Genomic DNA, 23,231 nt, shown 5'->3' with positions numbered 1-23,231 from the left:
ACTTGCAGGTCCGATGATACTATCAAATATTACGGTGCCACTGTTAGGATTAGTCGATACTGCAGTGATTGGTCATATGGGGGAAGCGCATTTTTTGGCTGGGATTGCGCTTGGCTCTAGCGCTATTTCGGTACTATTTTGGCTTGCAAGTTTTCTGCGAATGAGTACAACAGGAGTGATCGCTCAATCAAGCGGCCAGCAAGACCATGACAAGCTAATACGTTCACTATATACCAGTATGCTTATCGCGCTACTCTTTGCCGTGAGTTTGATTGTGTTATCTCCTCTGTTGATCCAAGTTATTGCTCAGCTTTCAAATGCTTCTACTGAAGTATTTGAGCAGGCAAAATTATATTTTCAAATCCGTGTATTTAGTGCGCCTGCAGCAATGTTGAATCTTGTGCTGCTGGGCTTTATGCTTGGGATGCATTATGGGCGAGGGCCATTTTACCTGGTGCTGTTCACAAATATAGTGAATATCGCCTTGGACATTTTATTTGTTGTCGGATTTGAGTGGGGAGTGGCAGGTGCGGCTTGGGCTTCACTCATTGCAGACTACTCGGCATTAGGCTTATCCTTGTTTTTGAGTGCATTGGTCGCAAAGCGCCACGGTATTGCGTTGAAATTCATTCTACCAAAGCGTGCGCAGTGGCTCAGCTTACTCACCTTGAATCGTGATATTTTTATTCGTTCCTTGATCTTACAATTCTGCTTTAGTTTCATGACTTTCTATGGTGCAAGGCTTGGTGAGGTTACGTTAGCGGCCAACGCTGTCTTACTGAATTTTTTGATGTTAGTTAGCTTTGCGATGGATGGTATCGCTTATGCTGCGGAGGCTAAAGTCGGCAGAGCAAAAGGACAAGGCTCGTTGGGGCAATTGCAATTATGGGTAAAAGTAAGCCTGTTTTGGGGGGCTGCATTTGCGCTTTTATATAGTGCTATTTTTTATCTAGCTGGTGGCTGGATCATTAGCTTATTAACCGATATCACGGAGGTAATTACGTTGGCAGGTACTTACTTACCTTGGTTAGTCCTATTACCTATGATTGCCATGAGTTGCTTCTTGTTTGACGGCATCTTTGTTGGGCTTACTCGTGCTAAAGAAATGCGAAATAGCATGCTAGTGTCTGCGGTCTTCGGTTTCTTCTTGCCTTTTTTGATAGCATTGCCACTCGGTAACCATGCGCTCTGGCTTGCGATGAGTTGTTTTATGGGGTTGCGTGGATTGACCTTGGCATATAAATATCATCAGCTCACTCGAGAGGCTGCTTTACTCGAATAATGGGGCTGTGTTAAGCAAACGGGTCGTTATCTTTTAGGGATTGGCGGCGTTTTTCTCTGGCTTCTATCACTTGAGAAAAGCGATTGGCAAAAATGCCAATATAGCCGTAAAAGGCACAGCACAAACCAGGAAGCAAAAGTACTAAACCTGCGATTTGAAAGCGATGATCTTGATAATAACCCAGTGCGATAAAAGCGCCTGCGAGTAGCACAATAACAAGGCCAAGAAGGAAGAACTTGAGACTTCGCTTAGGGTGAGACCCTAAGCGATAAATGAGGGTTTTGCTCATTAATAATAAGAGTGTTCGCCGCGCGCGTGCTCTGTGATGTCACGTACGCCGTTGATTTCTTCAAACTTAGCGATCATCTCTTTTTCGATGCCTTCTTTCAATGTGACATCAATCATTGAGCAGCCGTTACAACCACCGCCGAATTGAAGAACTGCAATACCATCTGCGGTAATTTCTACTAGGCTAACTTGACCACCGTGATTGGCCAGTTGTGGATTTACTTCTGTCACAAGCATGTGCTCTACGCGCTCAGCAAGGCTCGCATCGTCACGTAATTGTTTAGCTTTGGCATTTGGTGCCTTAAGCGTCAACTGACTCCCCATTTTATCAGTAACGAAGTCGATATCGGCTTCTTCTAAAAATGGTGCGCTTTCTTCATCAACGATGGCTTCAAAACCATTAAATGGTAAGCGGATATCGCTCTGTTCAACGGCATCGGCTGGGCAATATGACACGCCACACTCAGCTTGAGAGGTGCCTGGATTAACCACGAAAACTCTAATATTAGTGCCTTCAGCCTGATCGGCTAATAGTTTCGCGAAATGGCTTTGGGCAGAATCTGAAATATGGATCATAATTCGCTCTATACTTGACTAAATTACTCGGTTAATACGTATCATACTCTCCTCGTCGTGTTGTCGCTAGTGTTCGGCGTAAAAATTTGGCAATCGACGGTGCGCTTGTTAGCTTGAAAAGTAATCGGAATTAAAGGACATTATCATGCGGTTAATAAGCTGTATTATCGTGCTGTTGAGCTTTAGCTTGCAGGCCAAGCCCATTGCCTATTATTTTGGCGATGAAGTAAAATTTAATCCCACAATAACTACGCCAAAACAAGCATTTGGATATGAAGTTGGGCAGTGGCATTTGCGCCACGATCAAATCGTTAATTATCTACATACCCTTGCAAGTGAAAGCCCAAGATTGAGTGTCGAAACAATCGGGTTTAGCCATGAGCGGCGTCCTTTGCTACTCCTAAAAGCGAGCTCGCCACACAACCAACAAAACTTGGCGCGTATTCAGCAAGATCATATTGCTTCATTGAGCAGTAGCCAAAACCGTTCAGACCAGCCTGTTGTGATATGGATGGGCTATAGTGTGCACGGTAATGAGTCTTCAGGAAGCAATGCCGCGGTACTTATGGCATATTATTTAGCTGCGGCGCAGGGCGAGTCTGTTACGCAGCTCCTTGATAATGCAGTGATATTGTTAGATCCAGCCTTGAACCCTGATGGCTTATCACGTTTTGCTACATGGGCAAACGCCAATAAGAGCATGTCTCTATCAACCGATCCTGCACATCGTGAGCATAATGAGTCCTGGCCTTCTAGTCGCACTAACCATTATTGGTTTGACCTCAATCGTGATTGGTTACTACTACAACATCCCGAGTCAAAAGCACGGATCAAAGCATTCCACCGTTGGAAACCTAACGTACTGACCGATTTCCATGAAATGGGCCCAAATAGTACGTATTTTTTTCAACCTGGGATCCCATCAAGGACTCATCCAATTACCCCACTACAAAACGTAACGCTAACCAATGAGATTGGTAAGTTTCATGCTAAAGCCCTTGATGCACAAGGGGAGTTATATTTTACCCAAGAGAGCTTTGATGACTTTTATTATGGCAAAGGCTCCACGTACCCCGATGTAAATGGTGCGGTTGGCATTTTGTTCGAACAGGCAAGTAGTAGAGGGCATGCACAAGAAACTCAGTATGGCGTGTTGAGTTTTCCTGAAACGATTAAAAACCAGGTCACGACGAGTCTCTCAACATTCCAAGCTAGCACGACGCATCGACGCGCTTTACTTGATTATCAGCAGCAGTTTTATCAACAAGCGAACGAGCTTGCGAGTAAAGATGAAATCAACGGCTACGTTGTTGCACGGGGCAAAGATAGTTATCGCTTTCAAGCGTTTGTGGATTTATTGAAACAGCATCAGATAGGGGTGAAATATCTCTCAAAAGCTAAAGAGGTTGATGACACCGAATATCAGCAAGGGGATTTATACATTCCACTAGCCCAGCCGCAATATCGCTTGATAAAAGCACTATTTAGCACACAGACGCATTTTAAGGACAACACGTTCTACGATGTTTCAGGTTGGACGATGCCGCATGCTTATGATCTAGATTTTGCCGCAGTAAAAAGTGGCTGGGGTTTAAAGCTTCAAGGTGAATCGAGCTCTGACTCAAATCTATTGGCTCCCGTTGCAGGAAGTTATGCTTACACCATAGAATGGCATCATTACCTGGCGCCACAATTAGCAAATCGCCTCTTACAGGCTGGAGTGAAAGTAGCAGCTGCAATGTCACCATTTTCAGCATCAACCACCTCAGGCTCTCATGACTTTCAGGCCGGGACATTGGTGATAGCAAGTGGTATTCAGCAGCAAGCGGACTGGTTTACTCAGCTTGAAACAATCGCCAGAGAGCTTTCACTTCCAGTATATAGTGTGACTACAGGCATGACACAAAGTGGCGTCGATTTTGGGTCAAGACAGATGCTGCAGCTGCAAAAGCCAGAAGTCCTCATCATAGGTGGTGCGGGTGTAAGTCAATATGAAGCGGGTGAGCTTTGGTATCATTTGGATAGGCATTTAAAACTTGCCCCGTCGATTGTGGAAAAGCTGCATATCGAGAAACTCGATCTTACGCGCTATACCCACATTTTATTGGCTGATGGTAAATATGGAGATTTAAGTGACAAGAGCAAAGCTAAGCTCTTGAGTTGGGTTGCTAAAGGCGGTGTGATTTGGGGACAAAAGCGAGGTGCGCAGTGGCTAATCGAACAGCAGCTACTAGACGCTGAAATGGTTTCAAGCAAAGAAATGCGAGCCCAGTTTGACAGCAAAAATCTTACCTTTGCAGATCAAGATAGCCTTTCAGCAAAACAGCGGATTGCCGGCGCGATTTTTGATGCGCGTTTGGATTTAAGCCACCCCTTGTCTTTTGGCTTTGAGAACCGGGAATTACCTGTCTTTAAAAATAGCACTTGGGTGATGCATCGTAATAATAAGCCATTTATCGAGTCGTTGACGTATACTAAAAAGCCTTTATTGGCAGGGTATGCTGATAATACTAACGTTGAGCAGATCGCAGGTTCCTCAGTCTTGATTGCGTCAAAGTCTGGACGTGGAGTGGCTGTAGGAATGACTGATAACCCGGTATTTCGTGGCTTTTGGTTCGGTTCTAGCCGACTGCTAAATAACGCGTTGTTCTTTGCTCACGGCATATAAGGTCCAGATAAGTTTATCTGTGCAGTGAGATTTTTAGCGATTTGATTGATATCTATTGTCGTGATATCAAGCAAATAATACGCTTTTTAAGCGTCGAATGGTGTGAGGCTGATAGCCATCGCCCACACCATTTTTGCCCCGTTTTGTTTACACACTTTTGCCGCTGCATTCATGGTCGCGCCCGTTGTGATCACATCCTCAAGCAATATGATATTTTTTCCTTCAACAGATTGGTTGAGTACAAAGGCATTGTTTAAATTATGTTTTCGTTTAGCTTTGGTCAGCTCAGATTGCGGCTTGGTGTGCTTTGTTCTTTTGAGTATTGTTTGGGTGAGTGGTAGCCCTTGCCAAATTTGCTCAACTTGATTGTAACCTCGTCGGATTAACCGTCTTCGGTGTAGTGGCAAACAACAAACAAGGTCTACAGGGAAGCCATTTTCTTCACTGAAGCGCTGCCATAGTGTTTGAGCCAGCAGATTTAAGGCACATTGATACGCTTTACTGTGGTTAAACTTTACTCCTTGCAACCATGTGTTTATAGGCGTGCGATACCAACTTGCCACGGTTAACCCATCGCAGTCTTCAAGGCTAACCATGCGTTGGATATTGGGGTAATTAAGTAGGTTAATCTCTTGATCCATAAAGTCTAAGCAGGCTTGTAAGCAGTGTGGACAAAGCAAGGTTTCTGTTGTGCGTTGTTCACAGCATACACAAGGCTGACACCACTTCTTAGGTAATAACCGATTAAGTTGGATCATTGCTTTCCATCCCGGGTTAGCTATCATGGCGTCAAGTTTGGTATAGAGAACAGATAAATGCAAAATGAAGTTATGCTGCTCCATGGTTGGGGGATGAACAAAGCGGTGTGGCAGTTATGCGAGGAAGCTTTAGCACCTACAACGCCAGTTAAAGCGGTCAATATTCCTGGATTTGGTGGTACACCAAGCGCCGAGGGGGATTATTCTCTTGAGCGTAACGCTTTACTTATTGCTGAGCAGCTGATGCCGCAAAGCGTGTTGATAGGCTGGTCTTTGGGCGGCTTATTTGCATTGTATTTAGCTGCTCATTTTCCAGACAAAGTTAGCAAGGTTATTTTGGTCGCTTCAACGCCATTTTTTTGTGAGCAAGCTGATTGGCCCGGAATAGCCCCTAAGGTGCTAAACAACTTTGAGACTCAACTGCAAACCAATAGCGCAAAAACGATAGAAAGGTTTTTAGCTATTCAAGCGATGGGCAGTGAACATGCCAGAGAAGACATCAAACAACTTAAAGCGTTACTGGGTACACTGCCGGAAGCGGAGGCGAAAGCACTAGCTGGTGGACTGGAGATATTGAAATCGCAGGACTTACGTGATGAATTTTCACGGCTGCAACTCCCCACAATAGGCATATTCGGCCGTTTAGACTCTCTTGTGCCACAAGCGGCTGTAGAGAAAATGCAGGTACTCAATCCAAATTTTAAGGCTCATACGCTTGCAAAAGCCTCTCATGCGCCTTTTATCTCTCATAAAGAAGCCTTTTTATCACTCCTTAAATCAATTATTTAGATATTTGGAACAATAAAGCGGCAAAAAATTGCCGCTTTTACTTTTCTTTGTTGATATTTTGCGCAATAATTAGTCAGTAAGAAAAGGTTTATCTAGGTGCGAATATGCCAATAGGTGATGTGTTAAATAATGGAATCGACGGTTATAACCGCGCAGCTCAGGGGATTGCCCAAGCAAGTGCTGATATTAACCGCGCTGCCATCGATCAACAAAGCGATTCTGAACGTGCATCTGGGCGGCAGTTGCAGGGTGCCAGCGCCGGTGAAGCTGTGACGGCTCCTGTGAGCGAAACCCCAAGCTTGACCGAATCCGTGGTAGCCTTAAAAGTTGAAGAGTTTAACGCGAAAGCCAATGTACAAACTATTCGCACTGCAGATGAAGTGCTAGGTACGTTGATTGATATTAAAGTGTAATGAACATAGTAACGCCACCACCGGCGATGAATTTAAACACTGCCAACGTGTACACCGAAACGGTTGTACGCGATAACCAGCTGCGTGAAGCGATCCCAAAACCTGCGCCAACTAATCCCTCATTTACTGAAAACCGCAACCTTTCCGATTCAGAAAAAGGCCGCTCTTCTGACGTAGACGATGCAAAAGTTTACGGTTCTGATGGTAAAACAGAGCAAAGCAAAACCATTCAAGGCGAAGAGGAAGGCGAAAAAGGCGAAAGCCAAGAAAAAGATAAGAGTGAGCAAGAGCAGCAGCAAGCCGAGCAAGATGAGCAGGTAATTCAAGAATTAAAAGCTCGAGATAGGGAAGTAAGATTACATGAGCAGGCTCATGCCAGAGTAGGTGGGCAATATGCTGGTTCTCCGAGTTATGAATATCAGCGTGGTCCTGATGGCAATAACTACGCTATCGGCGGTGAGGTAATGATCGACGTTGCGCCGCTTGAAGGGGACCCGCAGGGCACGATTGAAAAAATGCAAACGGTGAGAGCGGCAGCGTTAGCACCAGCAGAACCATCTGGCGCTGACAGAGCTATCGCGGCGGATGCGACTCAAAAACTCTCGGCGGCGCAGGCTGAGTTGGCAAAAGCTTCTATCAGTGGTGAAGAGCAAAGTGATAGCAAGCGGGTACAAAACATTCAAACTCGCCGCTTGAGTGGTGAGCAGGCAAAAGCAGAGAGTGAAGAGGAGCAAGCTAAGCTTAAGCAGGATGCAGATCCTTACGCTGTTGCGATGCCAATTGAAGCTGACCCTGAAATCCAAGCAAGATCGCTCAGGATCTCAAATTTTTATCAACATGTAGCGATGCCTAACCAACCCGCATCGCTATCAGTGCAAATTTAACCGTAGGTATTGGCCTTCTCCTCCGCGGGTCATTGCAGTGAAAACGAGTTAAAACCCCCGACAAACGAAAAGCGCGACCAAGGCCGCGCTTTTCTTTGTTCACTGTTCTGTTGAGATTACTTCTTCAGCTTTGCGAAGGCTTCAGCAAACGCATTACCCATCGCAGCATTACCCGCATCTCGTGACTTTGGCTTAGAAGACTTAGGCGCCGGTTTTCCTTGATGTTTTTTTGCGCTCTGCTTTTGCGCTGGAACTTGAGATATGTCATCGTTTAGGCGCATGGTAAAGCTAATGCGTTTACGAGGCACATCAACCTCAATCACTTTGACCTTAACGATATCTCCCGCTTTAACGACTTCACGCGGATCGGAAATAAACTTATCCGTGAGTGCTGAAATGTGAACAAGTCCATCTTGATGTACACCTACATCCACAAAAGCCCCAAAATTGGCGACATTAGAGACCACCCCTTCTAAAATCATACCGACTTTTAGGTCTGTGATTGTCTCAACACCTGCTTTAAACTGCGCTGTTTTAAATTCAGGGCGAGGGTCTCGGCCTGGTTTATCTAATTCTTTGATAATATCAGTGACCGTTGGTACTCCAAACTTATCATCTACATAGTCGTTTGCCACAAGGCCATTCAAGACCTCGCGATTACCGATAAGGGAATTCACTTCTAGATTTTGTTTTTGACAGATCGCTTTGACAACAGGGTAAGCTTCTGGGTGCACTGCCGATGCATCCAGTGGATCATCTCCATTGGCGATACGTAAGAAACCAGCCGCTTGTTCAAATGCTTTCGGTCCTAATCGCTCAACTTTTTTAAGCGCTTTGCGATCCGTGAAAGAGCCATTTTCGTCGCGGTACTTTACGATGTTGCTGGCTAATGTTTTATTCAAACCCGAGACGCGCGTTAATAACGGTATCGATGCAGTGTTCACATCAACACCTACCGAGTTTACGCAGTCTTCGACCACTGCCGTTAGTGTTTGACCTAACTGGCTTTGAGAAACATCATGCTGGTATTGGCCAACACCGATTGATTTAGGTTCGATTTTCACAAGCTCTGCTAACGGGTCTTGCAGTCTTCTTGCGATGGAAACTGCGCCGCGTAGAGATACATCAAGATCTGGAAACTCATTTGCGGCAAACTCAGACGCAGAGTACACCGACGCGCCAGCTTCACTCACCATGATTTTGTTGAGTTTTAATTCGGTAGCGCTTTTTAGCAGTTCTGCGGCCAGCTTGTCGGTCTCGCGAGATGCGGTTCCGTTACCGATGGCAATAAGCTCAACTTTGTATTGGCGACACATTTGCTCTAGTGTCTTTAGTGACTTATCCCACTGGTTTTGAGGGGCATGGGGGTGGATAGTACTCGTTGCAATCAGTTTACCTGTGGCATCGACAATGGCGACTTTACATCCTGTGCGCAGTCCCGGATCGATACCCATTGTCACTTTAGCACCAGCAGGCGCAGCCATCAGCAGATCTTTTAGGTTTTTCGCGAAAACTTCGATAGCATCTAGCTCTGACTTTTCACGCATTGACCCTAAGAATTCGTTTTCCAAGTGCAGGGCGATTTTAATCTTCCATGCCCACTGGACCACACCCATCAACCAATCACTAGCAGCTTTACCAGAGACCGCGAGGTTATAATGATCAGCAATGATCTGTGCACAAAATTGAGCGGCGTCTTCTGCGCTTGGTTCCGGGTTGATAGATAACTGCAAAAAGCCTTCGTTACGTGCTCGTAGCATCGCCAGCGCGCGGTGTGATGGAATTTTATTTAGCAGCTCATTATGTTCAAAGTAGTCACGGTATTTGCTTCCTGCTTCTTCTTTACCTGCGATGACTCTTGCTTCGATTTGCGCGTTGTCTTTAAGGTGTGCTCGGAGCTTAGCAAGTAGTTTAGCGTCTTCTGCAAAACGCTCCATGAGAATGAATTTAGCGCCATCTAAAGCCGCTTTGCTGTCAGCAACGCCTGTGCTTTCATCAATGAAAGGGGCCGCTTGTTGTTCTGGGTCTAATGTTGGATCTGCAAATAAAGCGTCAGCTAAGGGTTCCAAACCTGCTTCTATCGCGATTTGGCCTTTTGTTCTGCGCTTTGGTTTGTATGGGAGATATAAATCTTCGAGTACGGTTTTGCTGTCGGCGGCTTTTATTTCTGCATTTAACTCAGCAGTAAGTTTACCCTGCTCATCGATGGTTTTTAAAATAAACTCGCGACGTTCATCAAGCTCTCGTAAGTAACCTAACCTTTGCTCAAGCAAACGCAGTTGAGTGTCATCTAAGCCACCCGTTACCTCTTTACGGTAACGTGCAATAAATGGAACGGTTGCCCCTTCGTCTAGCAAACTAATAGCAGCGTTAACTTGCTGTTCTCTGGCGTTAAGCTCAGTTGCTAAACGTTGTGTGATATTGCTCATGCAAAATCCTTATACTCTTCTTAATCGGTCTGTGCTGCCTAGATAATACTCATCTTTGGCAAACAAAATTTAGTTCAATGTTATCATTGTTCGGTGTTTCTGCGATATTCGATTTGGTTGATATACCAAAGTCTTTGGCCGTGCGGTGTGGTGACCGTAATTTCATCATCGACTTGTTTGCTTAGTAAGGCCCTAGCCATTGGCGCATCGATGGAGATGTAGTCATTGCGCTCGTATATCTCATCAGGTCCAACAATACGAAATGCACGAACCTCGCCTTCTTCGCTTTCCACTTCTACCCAAGCGCCAAAAAATACTTTACCTTCTTGTTCGGGACTGTATTCCACGACTTTTAGTTCGGGCATACGCTTTCGTAAAAAGCGCACCCGTCTATCTATCTGCCTTAATAAGCGTTTATTGAAGGTGTAGTCGGCATTTTCGGAGCGATCGCCTAAACTCGCAGCCCAGTTCACAATTTTGGTGATCTCTGGGCGCTTTTCAAACCACAGATGATCATGTTCTTGCTGCAGTTGGCGGTATCCTTCGGGCGTGATCAAATTCGTTTTCATGTTTCTCAGGTATTTTGGGTTAAACCCTTGTAATGTTCGGTAACAATCTAGTATCAATGTATGGTGTCGAAAAGCACCAAATTCAATTATATTTAAGCATAATAATATCATGGTCCATTATCGCCATGAGCGTTAAATGAACAGGATGATGATTTGTGCACGAAATGTCGCAGATCAGCAAGCTTTAGTAAATTAATAAATAGAAGAAATATAAATGGGAAATGAAACCACCAAAGTGCTCGTAGTTGATGACGATATGCGTTTACGCAGTCTGTTAGAACGTTATCTCGTTGAGCAAGGATTTATCGTCCGCAGCGCAGCCAATTCTGAACAAATGGATAGATTACTTGAACGCGAAAACTTTCACTTGATGGTGTTAGACTTGATGCTTCCTGGAGAAGATGGCCTTTCCATCTGTCGTCGTTTAAGACAAAAAGAGAATGAGATCCCAATTGTCATGTTGACGGCGAAAGGTGACGAAGTTGACCGTATTATTGGCCTTGAGCTTGGCGCGGATGATTACATTCCAAAACCCTTCAACCCAAGAGAACTGTTGGCGCGAATAAAAGCCATTCTCCGTCGTCGTGCCAAAGAAGTACCAGGTGCACCTGCGGCAGAAGAAAACGAAGTGAGCTTTGGTAACTTTACCCTTAATTTAGCGACGCGAGAGATGCAACATGGGGAAGCGACGATTTCACTTACCTCAGGTGAGTTTGCGGTACTTAAAGCACTGGTGAGTCACCCGCGAGAGCCGCTTAGTCGAGATAAGTTAATGAACCTTGCTAGAGGGCGTGATTATAGCGCACTTGAGCGTAGCATTGACGTTCAGGTTTCGCGCTTGCGTCGTATGATTGAAGATGACGCGTCAAATCCTCGCTATATACAAACGGTGTGGGGTCTTGGGTACGTATTTGTGCCAGATGGCGTGAAGTAGCCAGCATGTTACCTCGTAGTGCATTTGGTCAAACTGTCTTCTTTGTTGGCGCGTTGCTATTGATAAATCAAGTCGTGTCTTACATTACTGTTACCTTATACGTCTTCAAACCAACCTTTGAACAAGTGAACCTGATGCTTGCTAAGCAGGTTAAAACGGTCTTCATTGATTGGGAAGATGGTGTTGAAGTTGACAATACACTATCTCGCAAATTTTTTGAGATAACCGGCATTGAGGTGATGACACAAAGAGAGGCGTATGTAAATGGGCTGGGGCAGGCCAAAGAATATACATTGCTGTCTCGTAGTATGTCGGAGCAACTTAATGGCTCTGCGCGAGTCAGGATAAGCCAAGGAGATCCGGTTGTTTATTGGGTTGAGCCACCACAAGCGCCAGGGTATTGGGTAAGAGTGCCGCTGAGCGGACTCAGTGAAACAAAAATGGAGTTTTTAGTTTTCTACCTCTCCAGTATTGGTTTCTTAAGTGTGTTAGGGGGTTGGCTTTTTGCTCGGCATCTAAATAAACCGCTAAAATCACTACAAATTGCTGCTAGTCGAGTAGGCGTCGGGGACTTTTCAACCCGTCTTGTTGAAGAAGGGTCTACTGAAGTCATAGAGGTGACTCGGGCATTTAATAAAATGTCTAAGGGGATCGCAGACCTAGAAAGTGATAGACGACTGTTAATGGCTGGTGTTTCACACGATTTACGTACACCCTTAACTCGAATTCGTCTAGCAACTGAAATGATGTCGGATGAAGAAGACTACCTGCGTGAGGGAATAATCGATGATATTGAAGATATGAATGCGATTATTGACCAATTTATCGAATATCTCCGTCATCACAACGGTGCAGAAATGTCGGCTGATGACGTTAACACGGTTATTGAAGAAGTCGTTCATGCAGAGCAGCAGCATCAGCGACCAATTCACTTGCAAGCAGAGGAATACTTACCTGCGGTGATGATGAATGCCGTCGCGTTAAAGCGGGTGTTCACTAATATGATTGAAAATGCGATCCGTTATTCTGAACAAGATATTGAGGTGACAACAGAATACAGCCCCAAGCACCGTGCTGTTATCGTAAAAGTAATGGACAGAGGACCTGGTATCCCGGAGTCAGAGTTAGAGTCTGTATTCGAACCATTTAAACAGGGAGATCAGGCTAGAGGGAGTGAGGGAAGTGGCTTAGGGCTTGCCATTATCAAACGTATCGTGACCACACATGGCGGTAAAGTAAGATTACGAAACCGAGATGGTGGTGGTCTGATCGCGGAGGTTTCTTTGCCTGCTTATCGGGGAAAGCTTGAGCAAGCATGATTTTCAAAAGAGTGGGCGAGCAAGTTGAGCACAATAAAGCATAGGGATTTAAGCTATCAAAAGGGAATGTTAGATACACTGTATTTAAACCAATTGAAGCGAGTGATAGCGACAAGCTTTTCCAATGTAGAGGTAGAGCATTACTTTGCACTGTACTTTGAAAAAGGTGAAAGTACAAAGCGCAGACTTCGGTTGTTTTTATCAGGCGGGGATATTGTCGGCTATTGCTTATTGACCTTTGATGATAGCAATAATGACGTTTGTATTGTTGGCGCTTCAGCTGCTTTTTTGCCTGACTTTAGAGGGAAAAACAGTACCTTTAGATTTTCTCTTATCGAGGTATTAAAACGTTATATACGTAACCCACGTAGAAAACTGTTATATGCAGATACCATGCTCAGTCCCGCTATGTTTAGGGCTATGGCAAAAAATATCGCCGAAGTCTATCCGAATAACTTGTCTCAAAATAGCGCGATAGCAACGCTCTATGACACTATCAACCCGAGTGGCTTGGTAAGTTCTTATAATGGTTTAAGATGTTTGAAGGTTGTTGGGCGTAAAACCAATTATAGTGAGGCTGAAATTGTACGCTTTAGAGAAAGCAGCAAAACTGAGATTGCACTTTACTGCAGTGTTAATCCCGACTTTGATAAGGGAATTGCGCTTGTGACTATCATTCCAATCTCGATAAAACAATTTGTATTAACCTTTAAAAAGTTGGTGTTAAATAAGCTTTGGAGCACGTCGTAATAGGGCGGACTTCCGCCCTATTAACGGGTTTGATATCTAGCAGATATCTGCTGAACGGCAAAGTCCCATTGATTCACAAATCGCAGGGTGAGTATCACAAATTTGCCAACTACCACAATCAATCCTAGAGCCAAAAGTCGCGCCCGCGGCAGCAATCTTTCTGGTCGCCTGATTGTTTAGATCTTTCGCTTGCAGCGATTTTAGTTGTTTCTTCTTTAATTTTAATTTCATGGTTTTCCTTATATATGTTGTTTAAATAATCAGCAATATATAAGCATGTATGTACCTAAATGTTAATACCAAGTTTGTTGAAAGATATTCATGTGTAAAATGGGCACAAAAAAACGCCCAAACAAGGGGCGCTTTTGATAAAGGAATCTTTCTTAGATTTAGCCGCGAGGACCTGCTGCTTTGATCGTTTCAGAAACATCGTATTTAGCGAAGTTTTCTTTGAAATCAGCTGCAAGCTTAGCTGCATATTCCGCATACTTAGCTTGATCTTGCCATGTATTTACTGGATTAAGTAGCTTGCTATCAACACCTTCCACTGCCACTGGTACATCTAAATTTAGTGCCTCAATGTGCTGTGTCTCAACGCCTTCTAATGTATCGTTCACGATTGCGTCAATCACGGCGCGAGTTGTTGGAATGTCAAAGCGTTTGCCAATACCATAAGGACCACCAGTCCAACCTGTGTTTACTAGGTAAACTTTAGCACCAAACTCACGCACGCGTTTCATTAGTAGCTCAGCGTACACGCCTGCTGGGCGAGGGAAGAAAGGAGCACCAAAACAAGTCGAGAAAGTTGATTCGATATCAGAGGTTGAACCAATCTCAGTTGAGCCTACTTTCGCTGTGTAGCCACTAAGGAAGTGATAAGCCGCAGCTTCTTCGCTTAGGATTGAAACAGGAGGTAATACGCCACTCACGTCACAAGTTAAGAATACAACTGCACGAGGCTCGCCTGCGCGGTTTTCAACTTTACGTTTTTCAACATGCTCAAGTGGGTAAGCTGCACGCGTATTTTGCGTTAAGCTTGAATCGGTATAATCAGGAGTACGCGTTTCATCTAGTACGACGTTTTCTAAAATAGTACCGAAACGGATTGCATCCCAAATAACTGGTTCGTTCTTTTGTGACAGGTCGATACATTTCGCATAACAACCGCCTTCAATGTTGAATACGCTACCAGGCGCCCAACCGTGCTCATCATCACCGATAAGAAAACGCTTAGGATCCGCAGAAAGCGTGGTTTTACCTGTTCCTGATAGACCAAAGAATAGCGTCGTGTCGCCACCTTCACCTACGTTTGCACTGCAGTGCATAGGTAGTACGCCTTTTGCTGGTAGTAAGAAGTTCTGTACAGAGAACATTGACTTCTTCATTTCACCGGCGTAATGCATACCTGCGATAAGTACTTTGCGCTGTGCAAAGTTAATGATAACGGTACCATCGCTGTTTGTGCCATCACGCTCAGGATCACAAACAAAAGAAGGTACGTTCATCACCTGCCATTCAGGTAAATCAGCTTTGTTATAAGAGTTAGGTTCGATAAACATGTTTTTAGCGAAAATGTGGTGCCAGGCAGTTTCCGTCGTTACAACGACTGGTAAATAATGCTCAGGGTCCGCACCGACTTCTAAGTGAGAGACGAAGTGGTCATTTTCAAGAACGTGCGCTTCTACGCGAGCCCATAAAGCATCAAACTTAGCACTTTCGAATGGGCGGTTTACGTTACCCCATTGGATGTCATTTTCTGTGCTTGATTCTTTCACGATGAAACGGTCGTTTGGTGAACGTCCAGTACGACGACCAGTTTTTGCAACAAAAGCTCCATTTGCGGCTAAAGTGCCCTCGCCACGACGGATAGCGTGTTCGACAAGTTCAGCTGCGGTTAAATCGACAAAACGAGTAGCGCTTGAAGTCATGTTTATACCTAAAAAGTGAGAGTTGAACGGGATAGCTCTGGGGTACTCTTGCCCTTAGCTAAATTTATAGTAACAGATGAAATTGAGATATTCGAGCCTTTAGAGTGCTTAAAATTACATAAAAACGTCAAAAAACTTGAATAATTTCAATGATACCGGTGTCATAATTTTTATATGTTTTATGACACCGGTATCACTCAATAGCCATAAAAAAACCGCCAAAAATGGCGGTTTCATTTTGTAATTAAGGGCTAAAGCGAAACTTAATTAAATAGTAATTTAATATCTTGCTCGTTAAAAATGTAGTTTTTCAAGCAGTAATGACAACTAATATTAACTTCACCGTGTTTTTGTATGTCTTCCATTAAGGCTTCTAGCCCAACATTGGCCAGCGCATTTTCGGTTTTTTCACGACTACATCCACATACAAACGAGATAGCTTGTGGTTCAAAAAGTTGAGGATTGTCTTCGTGATACAGTCTTGTTAGTACGGTATTCGCGTCCAAATCTAGTAGCTCTTCATCTTTAATCGTGTCGCTTAGTGCTTCTAGATGTTGGAAGTCGGCGATAGACTTTTCTTTATTGACAGGCAGTACCTGTAAAAATAGACCTGCAGCTTTTACTTTATCGCCAACTAGGCTTGTTGCGAACCATAAACGGGTTTTCAACTGCTCGGATTGCTCGAAGTATTCTTCTAAACATTCGGCAAGTGATGCTTTAGAAAGTGGAACTATGCCTTGATAGCGTTCGCCTTTTGTCGGTGTAATGGTGATAACCATATACCCTTTACCCATTAGCTCAGGTACAGATGATCCTGAAACCTCAGATTGCAGTCTTGCTACACCACGCATCTGTTGTTTGTGATTACCATTGATCACCGCATATTTTACTGGTCCATCACCTTGAAGCTGAACAGCAATGTCACCTTCAAACTTTAGCGTAGCGGTAAGCAAACTGGTTGCAACCAATAACTCGCCTAATAGCTGCTGCACAGGCTCTGGGTAGTCGTGACCGCTAATGATGTCAGTAAAAGTCTGTTCTATTTGTACAAGCTCACCACGTACGTCTAACTTGTCGAAAATATAACGGTGAAGTAAATCAGTCTGCATCAATGAAAATCCTAGTTTGATTTCAATTTAAGTAATTCACGGCGTTGTTTCTTGTCCGGCTTAGTGGCAGGACGAGGCGCAAACAAACTGTTGTTTTGGCGCGCCAACGCATTTTGAGTTCGTTTTTCAATGCTTGCTTCAGACTCTTCATAGAGAGTTTGAGCAATAGGAGCGGCTTGTCGCTTTTCCATGATTTTGAGTATGGTGACTTCTTTCTCTTCATATCCTTGGGCTAACTTTACCACGGCGCCAACTTCAACCGTTTTACTTGGTTTACAGCGCTGACCGTTGTAATGTACCTTGCCACCTTGGACCATATCGCGAGCAAGTGCTCGTGTTTTGTAGAAGCGAGCAGCCCATAACCACTTATCAATACGAACTTTCTGTTCGGATTGGTTGTTTTCCTGTTGGAGTTTTGTCACAATTCGTTAACTATTTGCCAGTGTGAAATTTAACCTAGCAAATTTAGCATATTTCGTTATGCAAACAAAGTAGATGGCAGGCACTAAACTTGTGAGTTAATCGCACTTTACCTAAAAAATGAACTAATATGTGTATCTATGTTCCAAGGTTAAGTTTAGATTCAGTTAATTGGCCTAGGGTGTACCTATTTAATTAAAAGTTTAACAATTGCACGCTTGTTGAAAAAATGTCGAGGCGGTACACTGGGGCGTTCAGAGAATAAGAAAAGTATTATATGGAATTACAGTTACAACAGCTCCAGAAGTTTTGGCTTAGTTTACCTCACGCAAAATTGAGTCGTATCCTTGTTGTCCTGTCGGTTGTTTACGTTGCGTTTCTCTTTTCGCAATTATTTTGGTTGTTATGGCCAGTGCCGCAAACGCAGCCTCTGCTCCCAGCATCACAACTGTATAGTCAATCAAGTAGCGGTATTACTAGCCAAGGAATTGTCACTCAAAACTTGTTCGGGGAAGCAAATGCTAAACCTGATATCAAGCCGCAACCTGTGGTTTCTGATGCGCCAGAAACTACGCTAAATGTCAGGCTCACTGGGATTGTAGCGGTTAGCCAAGACGATGGCGCTGGTCTTGCTATTATTGAATCTCAAGGCCGCCAAGAGACCTACTCTGTGGATGCATCAATTACAGGAACTCGCGCGAAGCTTGCCCGAGTATTACCTGATCGTGTGATTTTGGATGTTAGTGGACGTTTTGAAACGCTGATGTTGGATGGATTAGAGTTCAGTCGCACAGTTGCGATGCCATCTAGGGCTAAGCAAATTGTTAATACTAATACTGCGCCAAATCCTGCTGCCAGTGAATTAGCGAATCGACGTCAAGAGTTACTTAGCGACCCTGGAAAGTTATTTGATTATATAAAAATCTCTCCAGAGCGGCGCAATGGTGAATTGGTTGGGTATCGACTTACACCAGGCAAAGATCCCGACCTATTTAAACAGGTGGGACTGCAATCGAATGATTTAGCAATCGCGATAAATGGATTTCAGCTTACGGATATGAAACAGGCTATGTCAGCTATAAATGAACTTAGAACCAGCACAGATGCAAACATCACTATCGAGCGAGACGGTCAAGTGATGGATGTTCAGTTTAGCCTGTAAAGTTACTAATTTTGGAGTTTTAGAATAATGGGTAAAAAGCTACACCTCACAAAAACCAAAAAAGGGTTAGCTAAGTATGCAACGCTCTTGATTGCTGCTGGTATTTCACTTTCTGTTTCTGCGGTTGAATATGCCGCGAACTTCAAAGGTACAGATATTAATGAATTCATTAATATCGTCAGTGATAAGCTGAATAAAACCATCATCATAGATCCTAACGTACGCGGTAATATCAATGTCCGCAGTTATGAGTTGATGGATGAAAAACTGTATTATCAATTCTTTTTAAACGTGCTTGAAGTGTATGGCTATTCAGTTATTGAAATGGATAGTGGTGTGCTTAAGGTGGTTCGTAGTTCTGATGGTAAAAAGTCGAACGTGCCTTTGGTATCTGGTGAGGAGCTAGGTAACGGTGACGTTATGGTAACGCGTGTTGTTCGTGTGAGAAATGTCAGCGTGCAAGAGCTTGGTCCACTTATTCGTCAATTTAGTGACCAAAAAGATGGAGGTCATGTAACAAACCTGAATTCAGCAAACGTGATGATGCTAACGGGTCATGCATCCTCAGTGAACCGTCTAGTTGATATTATTAAAACGGTTGATCAAGCAGGTGATAAGCGTGTTGATATCGTTAAATTGAAGCATGCTACTGCTGAAGATGTAGTTAAAGTCGTTGAAAAGATTTTCCAAGATTCAGGCAAAGGTGGTGTACCGGATTTCCTTATCCCGAAAATAGTATCAGACACTCGTACCAACAGTGTGATTGTTAGCGGTGAGTCGCAAGCACGTAGCCGAGCTGCAGAGCTTATCAAGCGTTTAGACGATGAGTTGCAATCTCAAGGCAACACTCAGGTTTTTTACCTTAATTACGCTAAAGCGGAAGATCTGGTTAAAGTTCTTCAAGGCGTGAGTAAATCGATTGAAGAAGAGCAAGCGGCAGGTCAGCAGGCGAGAACTCGCAGTAGCAGCAAAAATGAAACTAGCATTGAGGCGCATGAAGATTCAAATTCACTGGTGATCACAGCGCAGCCGGACACCATGCGTTCGCTTAGCCAAGTGATAAAAAAACTGGATATTCGCCGAGCGCAAGTGTTGGTTGAGGCAATTATTGTTGAGGTTTCAGAAGCTGACGGTATTAACCTTGGTTTACAGTGGATCTCAGAGAAAGGCGGTATGTTACAGTTTAACGATGGTAAAGTAGCGCCAATTGGGTCTTTAGCCGTCGCAGCGCAACAAGCTCGAGATATTGAGGTGAAAGGTACGATCGTTGGTAGTGATGATAACAAGGTTTCGAACACAGTTGAGACTCAGCGAGGTGACTACACAGGATTAGCAAAAGTACTTGGTGGCATTAATGGTTTAGCCGCAGGTATTGTTAAGAATGATTGGGGTGCAATTATTCAAGCTGTAACGACGGACTCTAACTCGAACATTCTGGCCACGCCGTCTGTGACAACAATGGACAATGAAGAAGCTTCCATGATTGTCGGTGAAGAAGTACCAATCGTTACTGGCTCTACGGCAAATGATAATAACTCAAACCCATTCCAAACCGTTGATCGTCAAGAAGTAGGGATTAAGCTCAAAGTAACTCCGCAAATCAATGATGGTTCTGCGGTTCAGCTTACCATTGAACAGGAAGTATCAAGCGTGAAAGGTGCAACATCGGTGGATATTCGGGTTGCGAAACGTGCCATTAACACTACCGTTATTGCAGATGATGGCGGTATGGTGATTTTAGGCGGCCTAATTGACGAAACAGTAAACGAAGGGGTATCTAAGGTACCTTTATTGGGTGATATTCCAGTACTGGGACATCTATTTAGATCGACAAGCTCAAATAAAGAGAAGCGCAACTTGTTGGTATTTATTCGCCCAACTATTGTGCGCGATAGCCGTAGCATGAATGAGATCAGTCATTCCAAATATAACTTCATTCGTGGTGAGCAGTATAAGAAAAGAGAAGACGGTATCGAGTTGATGCCATTTGAAAATACGCCAATCCTACCAAAGTGGGATGACAAGTTGACTCTGCCACCGACGTATGAAGAGTTCTTAAAAGAACAAAACAAAAAAGAGCGTGAAAATGATTGATGAGAAAGTCACGCCGGATTTAGGAGCTGAGGCTGAAGAGATGGCAGCGCAGCTTCAAAGCGCAGAGCCAATACTAGATGAGGTGGCTGAAATGCCGCCTGTCCCCGCAATCACATTACGTTTGCCATTTTCGTTTGCACGTCGAAAAGGCGTACTACTTAGTCCAGATGGCGATCAAGCTAAGCTTTTCCATAAAGGTACCCTTGATCTCGAAACGCTAATGGAAGTACGTCGCGTTGCAGGCAAAACATTACATCTCGAAGCATTAGATGAAGAACGTTTTGAGCATATGCTTGAAGCGTCTTATCAAAGAGACAGTTCAGAAACACAACAGATGATGGAAGACATTGGCAACGAGATGGACTTGTTCTCGCTTGCTGAAGAATTACCACAAACAGAAGACCTGCTTGCTGCGGATGATGACGCGCCTATCATCAAGCTCATCAACGCTATGTTGAGTGAAGCGATAAAAGAAGGCGCATCAGATATCCATATCGAAACCTTCGAGCAAGAACTGGTTATTCGCTTTAGGGTTGATGGTGTACTGAAAGAAGTATTGAAGCCAAACCGGAAACTGTCTTCATTGTTAGTGTCTCGTATCAAAGTAATGGCTAAGCTCGACATCGCAGAAAAACGTGTACCGCAAGATGGCCGTATCAGTTTGCGGATCGCGGGACGTGCTGTAGATGTACGTGTATCAACGATGCCATCAAGCTTTGGTGAGCGCGTGGTACTGCGTCTACTAGACAAAAATAATGCGCGATTAGATCTCGAAGATCTGGGCATGACTCAAGCAAACCGCGACGCATTTGCAGAGATAATTGCTAAACCGCACGGTATTATATTGGTTACCGGTCCAACGGGTTCAGGTAAGAGTACGACCTTGTACGCAGGCATGACCCAAATCAATTCTAAGGACCGCAATATTCTAACGGTTGAAGATCCGATTGAATATGAGATCCCAGGCATTGGTCAAACACAAGTAAATCCAAAAGTGGATATGACATTCGCTCGAGGTTTACGTGCGATTCTACGTCAAGATCCAGACGTGGTGATGGTTGGTGAGATCCGAGATTTAGAAACCGCACAAATTGGTGTTCAAGCCTCTTTGACCGGACACTTGGTATTATCCACACTGCACACGAATACGGCCGCTGGTGCTATCACGCGTATGGAAGACATGGGGGTTGAACCGTTCCTGTTAAGTTCATCACTACTAGGCGTGCTGTCACAACGATTGGTAAGAACGCTTTGCCCTAATTGTAAAGAAGCGCATTTGGCGGATGAACGAGAATGTGAGCTACTGGGTGTGGCCAAAGACAGTGGCACGCAAATCTTCCGTGCGGTCGGCTGTGAAGAATGCAACTTCAATGGTTACAAAGGTCGGACAGGTATTCATGAGCTTCTCATTGTCGATGAGCCTATCCGTGAACTGATTCATAACGGTAAAGGTGAGCAAGCGGTAGAGAAGTATATTCGTAAGCGTACACCAAGCATCCGACAAGATGGCTGTTCGCGAGTACTCGCTGGTCAAACAACCTTAGAAGAAGTAATGCGTGTAACGCGTGAGGAAGGCTAATGGCAGCGTTTGAATACCGCGCTTTAGATGGTAAAGGCAAAGAGAAGAAAGGAATTTTAGAGGCGGATACGGCAAAGCAAGTTAGGCAGATGCTGAGAGAAAAAGCCATGATGCCACTTGAAGTTTTGCCTGCTGCTGAGAAAGATAAAAACCAAAGTAGTGGTGGTTTTACGCTTTTTAAAGGCTATCGTCCTTCGGTATCAGATCTTGCCTTGATCACGCGTCAGTTGGCGACCTTGATCCAATCCTCTTTACCTGTTGAAGCAGCAGTGATGGCGGTAGCGGAGCAATGTGAAAAGCCAAGACTAAAGCGTATGCTGATGGCGGTAAGATCAAAAGTCGTTGAGGGTTATACGCTTGCAGATGGAATGTCGGAATTTCCTCACGTATTTGATCACTTGTACCGCTCAATGGTTGCCGCTGGAGAAAAGTCGGGGCACTTAGATGAAGTACTAAATCGCTTGGCCGATTACACTGAGCAGCGCCAACATATGCGTAGCCAAATTACGCAAGCGATGGTGTATCCCATTATTTTGGTCATCTTTGCTATCGCGATTGTTTCCATTCTATTAGGGACGGTAGTACCAAAGATCTTGAAGACCTTTGAGAAGTCTAAGCAAGCACTGCCTTGGACAACTGAGTGGGTTATGGCTGCCAGTAATTTTGTACAAAACTACTGGATGATCACGTTGGCAGTGGTTGTCATTGGTACCTACGCGATTAAAAAAGCATTACAAAAACCTAAGATCCGCTTTTGGTATGATAGCAAGTTGTTGAGTTTACCGGGTCTTGGTAAGGTAACTCGCAGCGTGAATACTGCACGATTTGCGCGTACCTTAAGTATTCTCTCATCGAGTTCTGTTCCACTGCTTGAGGGTATGAAGATATCAGGCCAAGTACTTGAGAACGAAAAAATCAAAGCATCTGTTGCAGAAGCAGCGACTCGGGTGAGTGAAGGTGCAAGCCTTAGAGCGTCGTTGCAACAGACTAAAATGTTCCCACCTATGATGCTGCATATGATTGCCAGCGGTGAGAAGTCGGGTGAATTAGAGCAGATGCTTGAGCGTGCAGCGAATAACCAAGAAAGAGAATTTGAAAGTATGGTAAATGTCTCGCTGAAGTTGCTAGAACCTGCGATGATAGCGACGATGGCAATTATTGTACTGTTTATAGTTATGGCGATTCTTCAGCCGATTATGGCGATGAACAAAGCCGTAGGATTGTAGTCAAAAAGGAAAGGCCATCGCATGTTTTTGCATGGTCATCAATAACAGCATTGA

Annotated in this window: 21 protein-coding genes; 12 read left to right on the top strand and 9 right to left on the bottom strand. The window is 44.2% G+C overall.

Translation table 11 applies throughout. The features are described from left to right. The first annotated feature begins 13 nt into the window (after window positions 1-13). Window positions 14-1,282 (top strand): MATE family efflux transporter, encoded by a 1,269-nt coding sequence (locus CWC29_RS15140; protein WP_138522132.1) that lies wholly within the window; start codon window positions 14-16, stop codon window positions 1,280-1,282. A 10-nt stretch (window positions 1,283-1,292) separates the two neighbouring features. Here the strand turns inward: CWC29_RS15140 and CWC29_RS15135 are convergent, their stop codons facing one another. Together CWC29_RS15135 and nfuA are read right to left on the bottom strand one after the other, a co-directional pair. Further along, window positions 1,293-1,571, bottom strand: a complete 279-nt coding sequence (locus tag CWC29_RS15135; protein ID WP_138522134.1) for a hypothetical protein — start codon at window positions 1,569-1,571, stop codon at window positions 1,293-1,295. Further along, the gene (nfuA, locus tag CWC29_RS15130; RefSeq protein ID WP_138522136.1) at window positions 1,571-2,146 is read right to left on the bottom strand and encodes a Fe-S biogenesis protein NfuA; all 576 of its coding nucleotides are present in this window, start codon (window positions 2,144-2,146) and stop codon (window positions 1,571-1,573) included. Before nfuA ends, CWC29_RS15135 begins: the two co-directional genes overlap by 1 nt. Before the next feature lie 145 nt (window positions 2,147-2,291). Here nfuA and CWC29_RS15125 point away from each other — a divergent pair, with 145 nt between their 5' ends. Further along, window positions 2,292-4,814, top strand: coding sequence for a M14 metallopeptidase family protein (locus CWC29_RS15125; RefSeq protein ID WP_138522138.1), 2,523 nt, complete (start codon window positions 2,292-2,294; stop codon window positions 4,812-4,814). Window positions 4,815-4,900: 86 nt separating this feature from the next. Here CWC29_RS15125 and CWC29_RS15120 read toward each other — a convergent pair whose 3' ends face one another. After that, window positions 4,901-5,572: a ComF family protein gene (locus CWC29_RS15120; RefSeq protein ID WP_138522140.1), complete on the bottom strand. Its 672-nt coding sequence runs from the start codon at window positions 5,570-5,572 to the stop codon at window positions 4,901-4,903. Between the two features lie 57 nt (window positions 5,573-5,629). Here CWC29_RS15120 and bioH point away from each other — a divergent pair, with 57 nt between their 5' ends. The 3 genes from bioH (at window position 5,630) to CWC29_RS15105 (ending at window position 7,658) form a co-directional block, all read left to right on the top strand. Further along, window positions 5,630-6,361 (top strand): pimeloyl-ACP methyl ester esterase BioH, encoded by a 732-nt coding sequence (gene bioH, locus CWC29_RS15115; protein WP_138522142.1) that lies wholly within the window; start codon window positions 5,630-5,632, stop codon window positions 6,359-6,361. A 104-nt stretch (window positions 6,362-6,465) separates the two neighbouring features. Next, entirely contained in the window at window positions 6,466-6,774 is a 309-nt protein-coding gene (locus tag CWC29_RS15110; RefSeq protein WP_010378475.1) for a hypothetical protein, read from the top strand. Next, entirely contained in the window at window positions 6,774-7,658 is an 885-nt protein-coding gene (locus tag CWC29_RS15105) for a putative metalloprotease CJM1_0395 family protein (protein WP_138522144.1), read from the top strand. The genes CWC29_RS15110 and CWC29_RS15105 overlap by 1 nt, the downstream gene beginning before the upstream one ends. A gap of 116 nt (window positions 7,659-7,774) precedes the next feature. Here the strand turns inward: CWC29_RS15105 and CWC29_RS15100 are convergent, their stop codons facing one another. Continuing rightward, window positions 7,775-10,087, bottom strand: coding sequence for a Tex family protein (locus CWC29_RS15100; RefSeq protein ID WP_128725408.1), 2,313 nt, complete (start codon window positions 10,085-10,087; stop codon window positions 7,775-7,777). Between the two features lie 83 nt (window positions 10,088-10,170). Then, a complete protein-coding gene (gene greB / locus CWC29_RS15095; RefSeq protein ID WP_128725409.1) occupies window positions 10,171-10,656 on the bottom strand; it encodes a transcription elongation factor GreB in 486 nt (161 codons plus the stop codon). 214 nt (window positions 10,657-10,870) lie between these two features. On the opposite strand from greB, the gene ompR reads away from it, so the two are divergent. From ompR to CWC29_RS15080, 3 genes are read left to right on the top strand one after another with little or no spacing between them, the layout of a single operon-like run. Further along, entirely contained in the window at window positions 10,871-11,590 is a 720-nt protein-coding gene (gene ompR, locus CWC29_RS15090) for an osmolarity response regulator transcription factor OmpR (protein WP_010378483.1), read from the top strand. A 5-nt stretch (window positions 11,591-11,595) separates the two neighbouring features. Next, window positions 11,596-12,909, top strand: a complete 1,314-nt coding sequence (gene envZ, locus CWC29_RS15085; RefSeq protein WP_128725410.1) for a two-component system sensor histidine kinase EnvZ — start codon at window positions 11,596-11,598, stop codon at window positions 12,907-12,909. A gap of 24 nt (window positions 12,910-12,933) precedes the next feature. Next, complete coding sequence (locus CWC29_RS15080; protein ID WP_235956583.1) at window positions 12,934-13,659, top strand: hypothetical protein; 726 nt, start codon at window positions 12,934-12,936, stop codon at window positions 13,657-13,659. Window positions 13,660-13,695: 36 nt separating this feature from the next. Here the strand turns inward: CWC29_RS15080 and CWC29_RS15075 are convergent, their stop codons facing one another. The 4 genes from CWC29_RS15075 to hslR all read right to left on the bottom strand — a co-directional run bounded on the left by CWC29_RS15075 (window position 13,696) and on the right by hslR (window position 17,118). After that, window positions 13,696-13,890, bottom strand: a complete 195-nt coding sequence (locus tag CWC29_RS15075; protein ID WP_128725411.1) for a hypothetical protein — start codon at window positions 13,888-13,890, stop codon at window positions 13,696-13,698. A gap of 158 nt (window positions 13,891-14,048) precedes the next feature. Then, window positions 14,049-15,587 carry a phosphoenolpyruvate carboxykinase gene (locus CWC29_RS15070; protein ID WP_128725412.1) on the bottom strand — a complete coding sequence of 513 codons (1,539 nt, stop codon included), beginning with the start codon at window positions 15,585-15,587 and terminating at the stop codon, window positions 14,049-14,051. A gap of 263 nt (window positions 15,588-15,850) precedes the next feature. Continuing rightward, window positions 15,851-16,696 carry an Hsp33 family molecular chaperone HslO gene (hslO, locus tag CWC29_RS15065; RefSeq protein ID WP_128725413.1) on the bottom strand — a complete coding sequence of 282 codons (846 nt, stop codon included), beginning with the start codon at window positions 16,694-16,696 and terminating at the stop codon, window positions 15,851-15,853. A gap of 11 nt (window positions 16,697-16,707) precedes the next feature. Then, window positions 16,708-17,118 carry a ribosome-associated heat shock protein Hsp15 gene (gene hslR, locus CWC29_RS15060; protein WP_010378496.1) on the bottom strand — a complete coding sequence of 137 codons (411 nt, stop codon included), beginning with the start codon at window positions 17,116-17,118 and terminating at the stop codon, window positions 16,708-16,710. 275 nt (window positions 17,119-17,393) lie between these two features. Here hslR and gspC point away from each other — a divergent pair, with 275 nt between their 5' ends. The 4 genes from gspC (at window position 17,394) to gspF (ending at window position 23,177) form a co-directional block, all read left to right on the top strand. Then, window positions 17,394-18,278, top strand: coding sequence for a type II secretion system protein GspC (gene gspC / locus CWC29_RS15055; RefSeq protein ID WP_128725414.1), 885 nt, complete (start codon window positions 17,394-17,396; stop codon window positions 18,276-18,278). A gap of 27 nt (window positions 18,279-18,305) precedes the next feature. Then, a complete protein-coding gene (gspD, locus tag CWC29_RS15050; RefSeq protein WP_128725415.1) occupies window positions 18,306-20,372 on the top strand; it encodes a type II secretion system secretin GspD in 2,067 nt (688 codons plus the stop codon). 91 nt (window positions 20,373-20,463) lie between these two features. Continuing rightward, window positions 20,464-21,951, top strand: a complete 1,488-nt coding sequence (gspE, locus tag CWC29_RS15045) for a type II secretion system ATPase GspE (protein WP_174171065.1) — start codon at window positions 20,464-20,466, stop codon at window positions 21,949-21,951. Further along, a complete protein-coding gene (gspF, locus tag CWC29_RS15040; protein WP_010378505.1) occupies window positions 21,951-23,177 on the top strand; it encodes a type II secretion system inner membrane protein GspF in 1,227 nt (408 codons plus the stop codon). The genes gspE and gspF overlap by 1 nt, the downstream gene beginning before the upstream one ends. Window positions 23,178-23,231: the final 54 nt, after the last annotated feature.

The organism is Pseudoalteromonas galatheae, from assembly GCF_005886105.2.
Taxonomy (GTDB): Bacteria; Pseudomonadota; Gammaproteobacteria; order Enterobacterales; family Alteromonadaceae; genus Pseudoalteromonas; species Pseudoalteromonas galatheae.
Note: the sequence above shows the minus strand (reverse complement) of the source record. Positions and strands in the feature narration are given on the sequence as shown.

Bases quoted from the DNA above. Each gene is read 5' to 3' on its own strand.
- CWC29_RS15140 (WP_138522132.1), top strand. From the start codon at position 14: ATGATACTATCAAATATTACGGTGCCACTGTTAGGATTAGTCGATACT.
- CWC29_RS15135 (WP_138522134.1), bottom strand. From the start codon at position 1,571: ATGAGCAAAACCCTCATTTATCGCTTAGGGTCTCACCCTAAGCGAAGT.
- nfuA (WP_138522136.1), bottom strand. From the start codon at position 2,146: ATGATCCATATTTCAGATTCTGCCCAAAGCCATTTCGCGAAACTATTA.
- CWC29_RS15125 (WP_138522138.1), top strand. From the start codon at position 2,292: ATGCGGTTAATAAGCTGTATTATCGTGCTGTTGAGCTTTAGCTTGCAG.
- CWC29_RS15120 (WP_138522140.1), bottom strand. From the start codon at position 5,572: ATGATCCAACTTAATCGGTTATTACCTAAGAAGTGGTGTCAGCCTTGT.
- bioH (WP_138522142.1), top strand. From the start codon at position 5,630: ATGCAAAATGAAGTTATGCTGCTCCATGGTTGGGGGATGAACAAAGCG.
- CWC29_RS15110 (WP_010378475.1), top strand. From the start codon at position 6,466: ATGCCAATAGGTGATGTGTTAAATAATGGAATCGACGGTTATAACCGC.
- CWC29_RS15105 (WP_138522144.1), top strand. From the start codon at position 6,774: ATGAACATAGTAACGCCACCACCGGCGATGAATTTAAACACTGCCAAC.
- CWC29_RS15100 (WP_128725408.1), bottom strand. From the start codon at position 10,087: ATGAGCAATATCACACAACGTTTAGCAACTGAGCTTAACGCCAGAGAA.
- greB (WP_128725409.1), bottom strand. From the start codon at position 10,656: ATGAAAACGAATTTGATCACGCCCGAAGGATACCGCCAACTGCAGCAA.
- ompR (WP_010378483.1), top strand. From the start codon at position 10,871: ATGGGAAATGAAACCACCAAAGTGCTCGTAGTTGATGACGATATGCGT.
- envZ (WP_128725410.1), top strand. From the start codon at position 11,596: ATGTTACCTCGTAGTGCATTTGGTCAAACTGTCTTCTTTGTTGGCGCG.
- CWC29_RS15075 (WP_128725411.1), bottom strand. From the start codon at position 13,890: ATGAAATTAAAATTAAAGAAGAAACAACTAAAATCGCTGCAAGCGAAA.
- CWC29_RS15070 (WP_128725412.1), bottom strand. From the start codon at position 15,587: ATGACTTCAAGCGCTACTCGTTTTGTCGATTTAACCGCAGCTGAACTT.
- hslO (WP_128725413.1), bottom strand. From the start codon at position 16,696: ATGCAGACTGATTTACTTCACCGTTATATTTTCGACAAGTTAGACGTA.
- gspC (WP_128725414.1), top strand. From the start codon at position 17,394: ATGGAATTACAGTTACAACAGCTCCAGAAGTTTTGGCTTAGTTTACCT.
- gspD (WP_128725415.1), top strand. From the start codon at position 18,306: ATGGGTAAAAAGCTACACCTCACAAAAACCAAAAAAGGGTTAGCTAAG.
- gspE (WP_174171065.1), top strand. From the start codon at position 20,464: ATGCCGCCTGTCCCCGCAATCACATTACGTTTGCCATTTTCGTTTGCA.
- gspF (WP_010378505.1), top strand. From the start codon at position 21,951: ATGGCAGCGTTTGAATACCGCGCTTTAGATGGTAAAGGCAAAGAGAAG.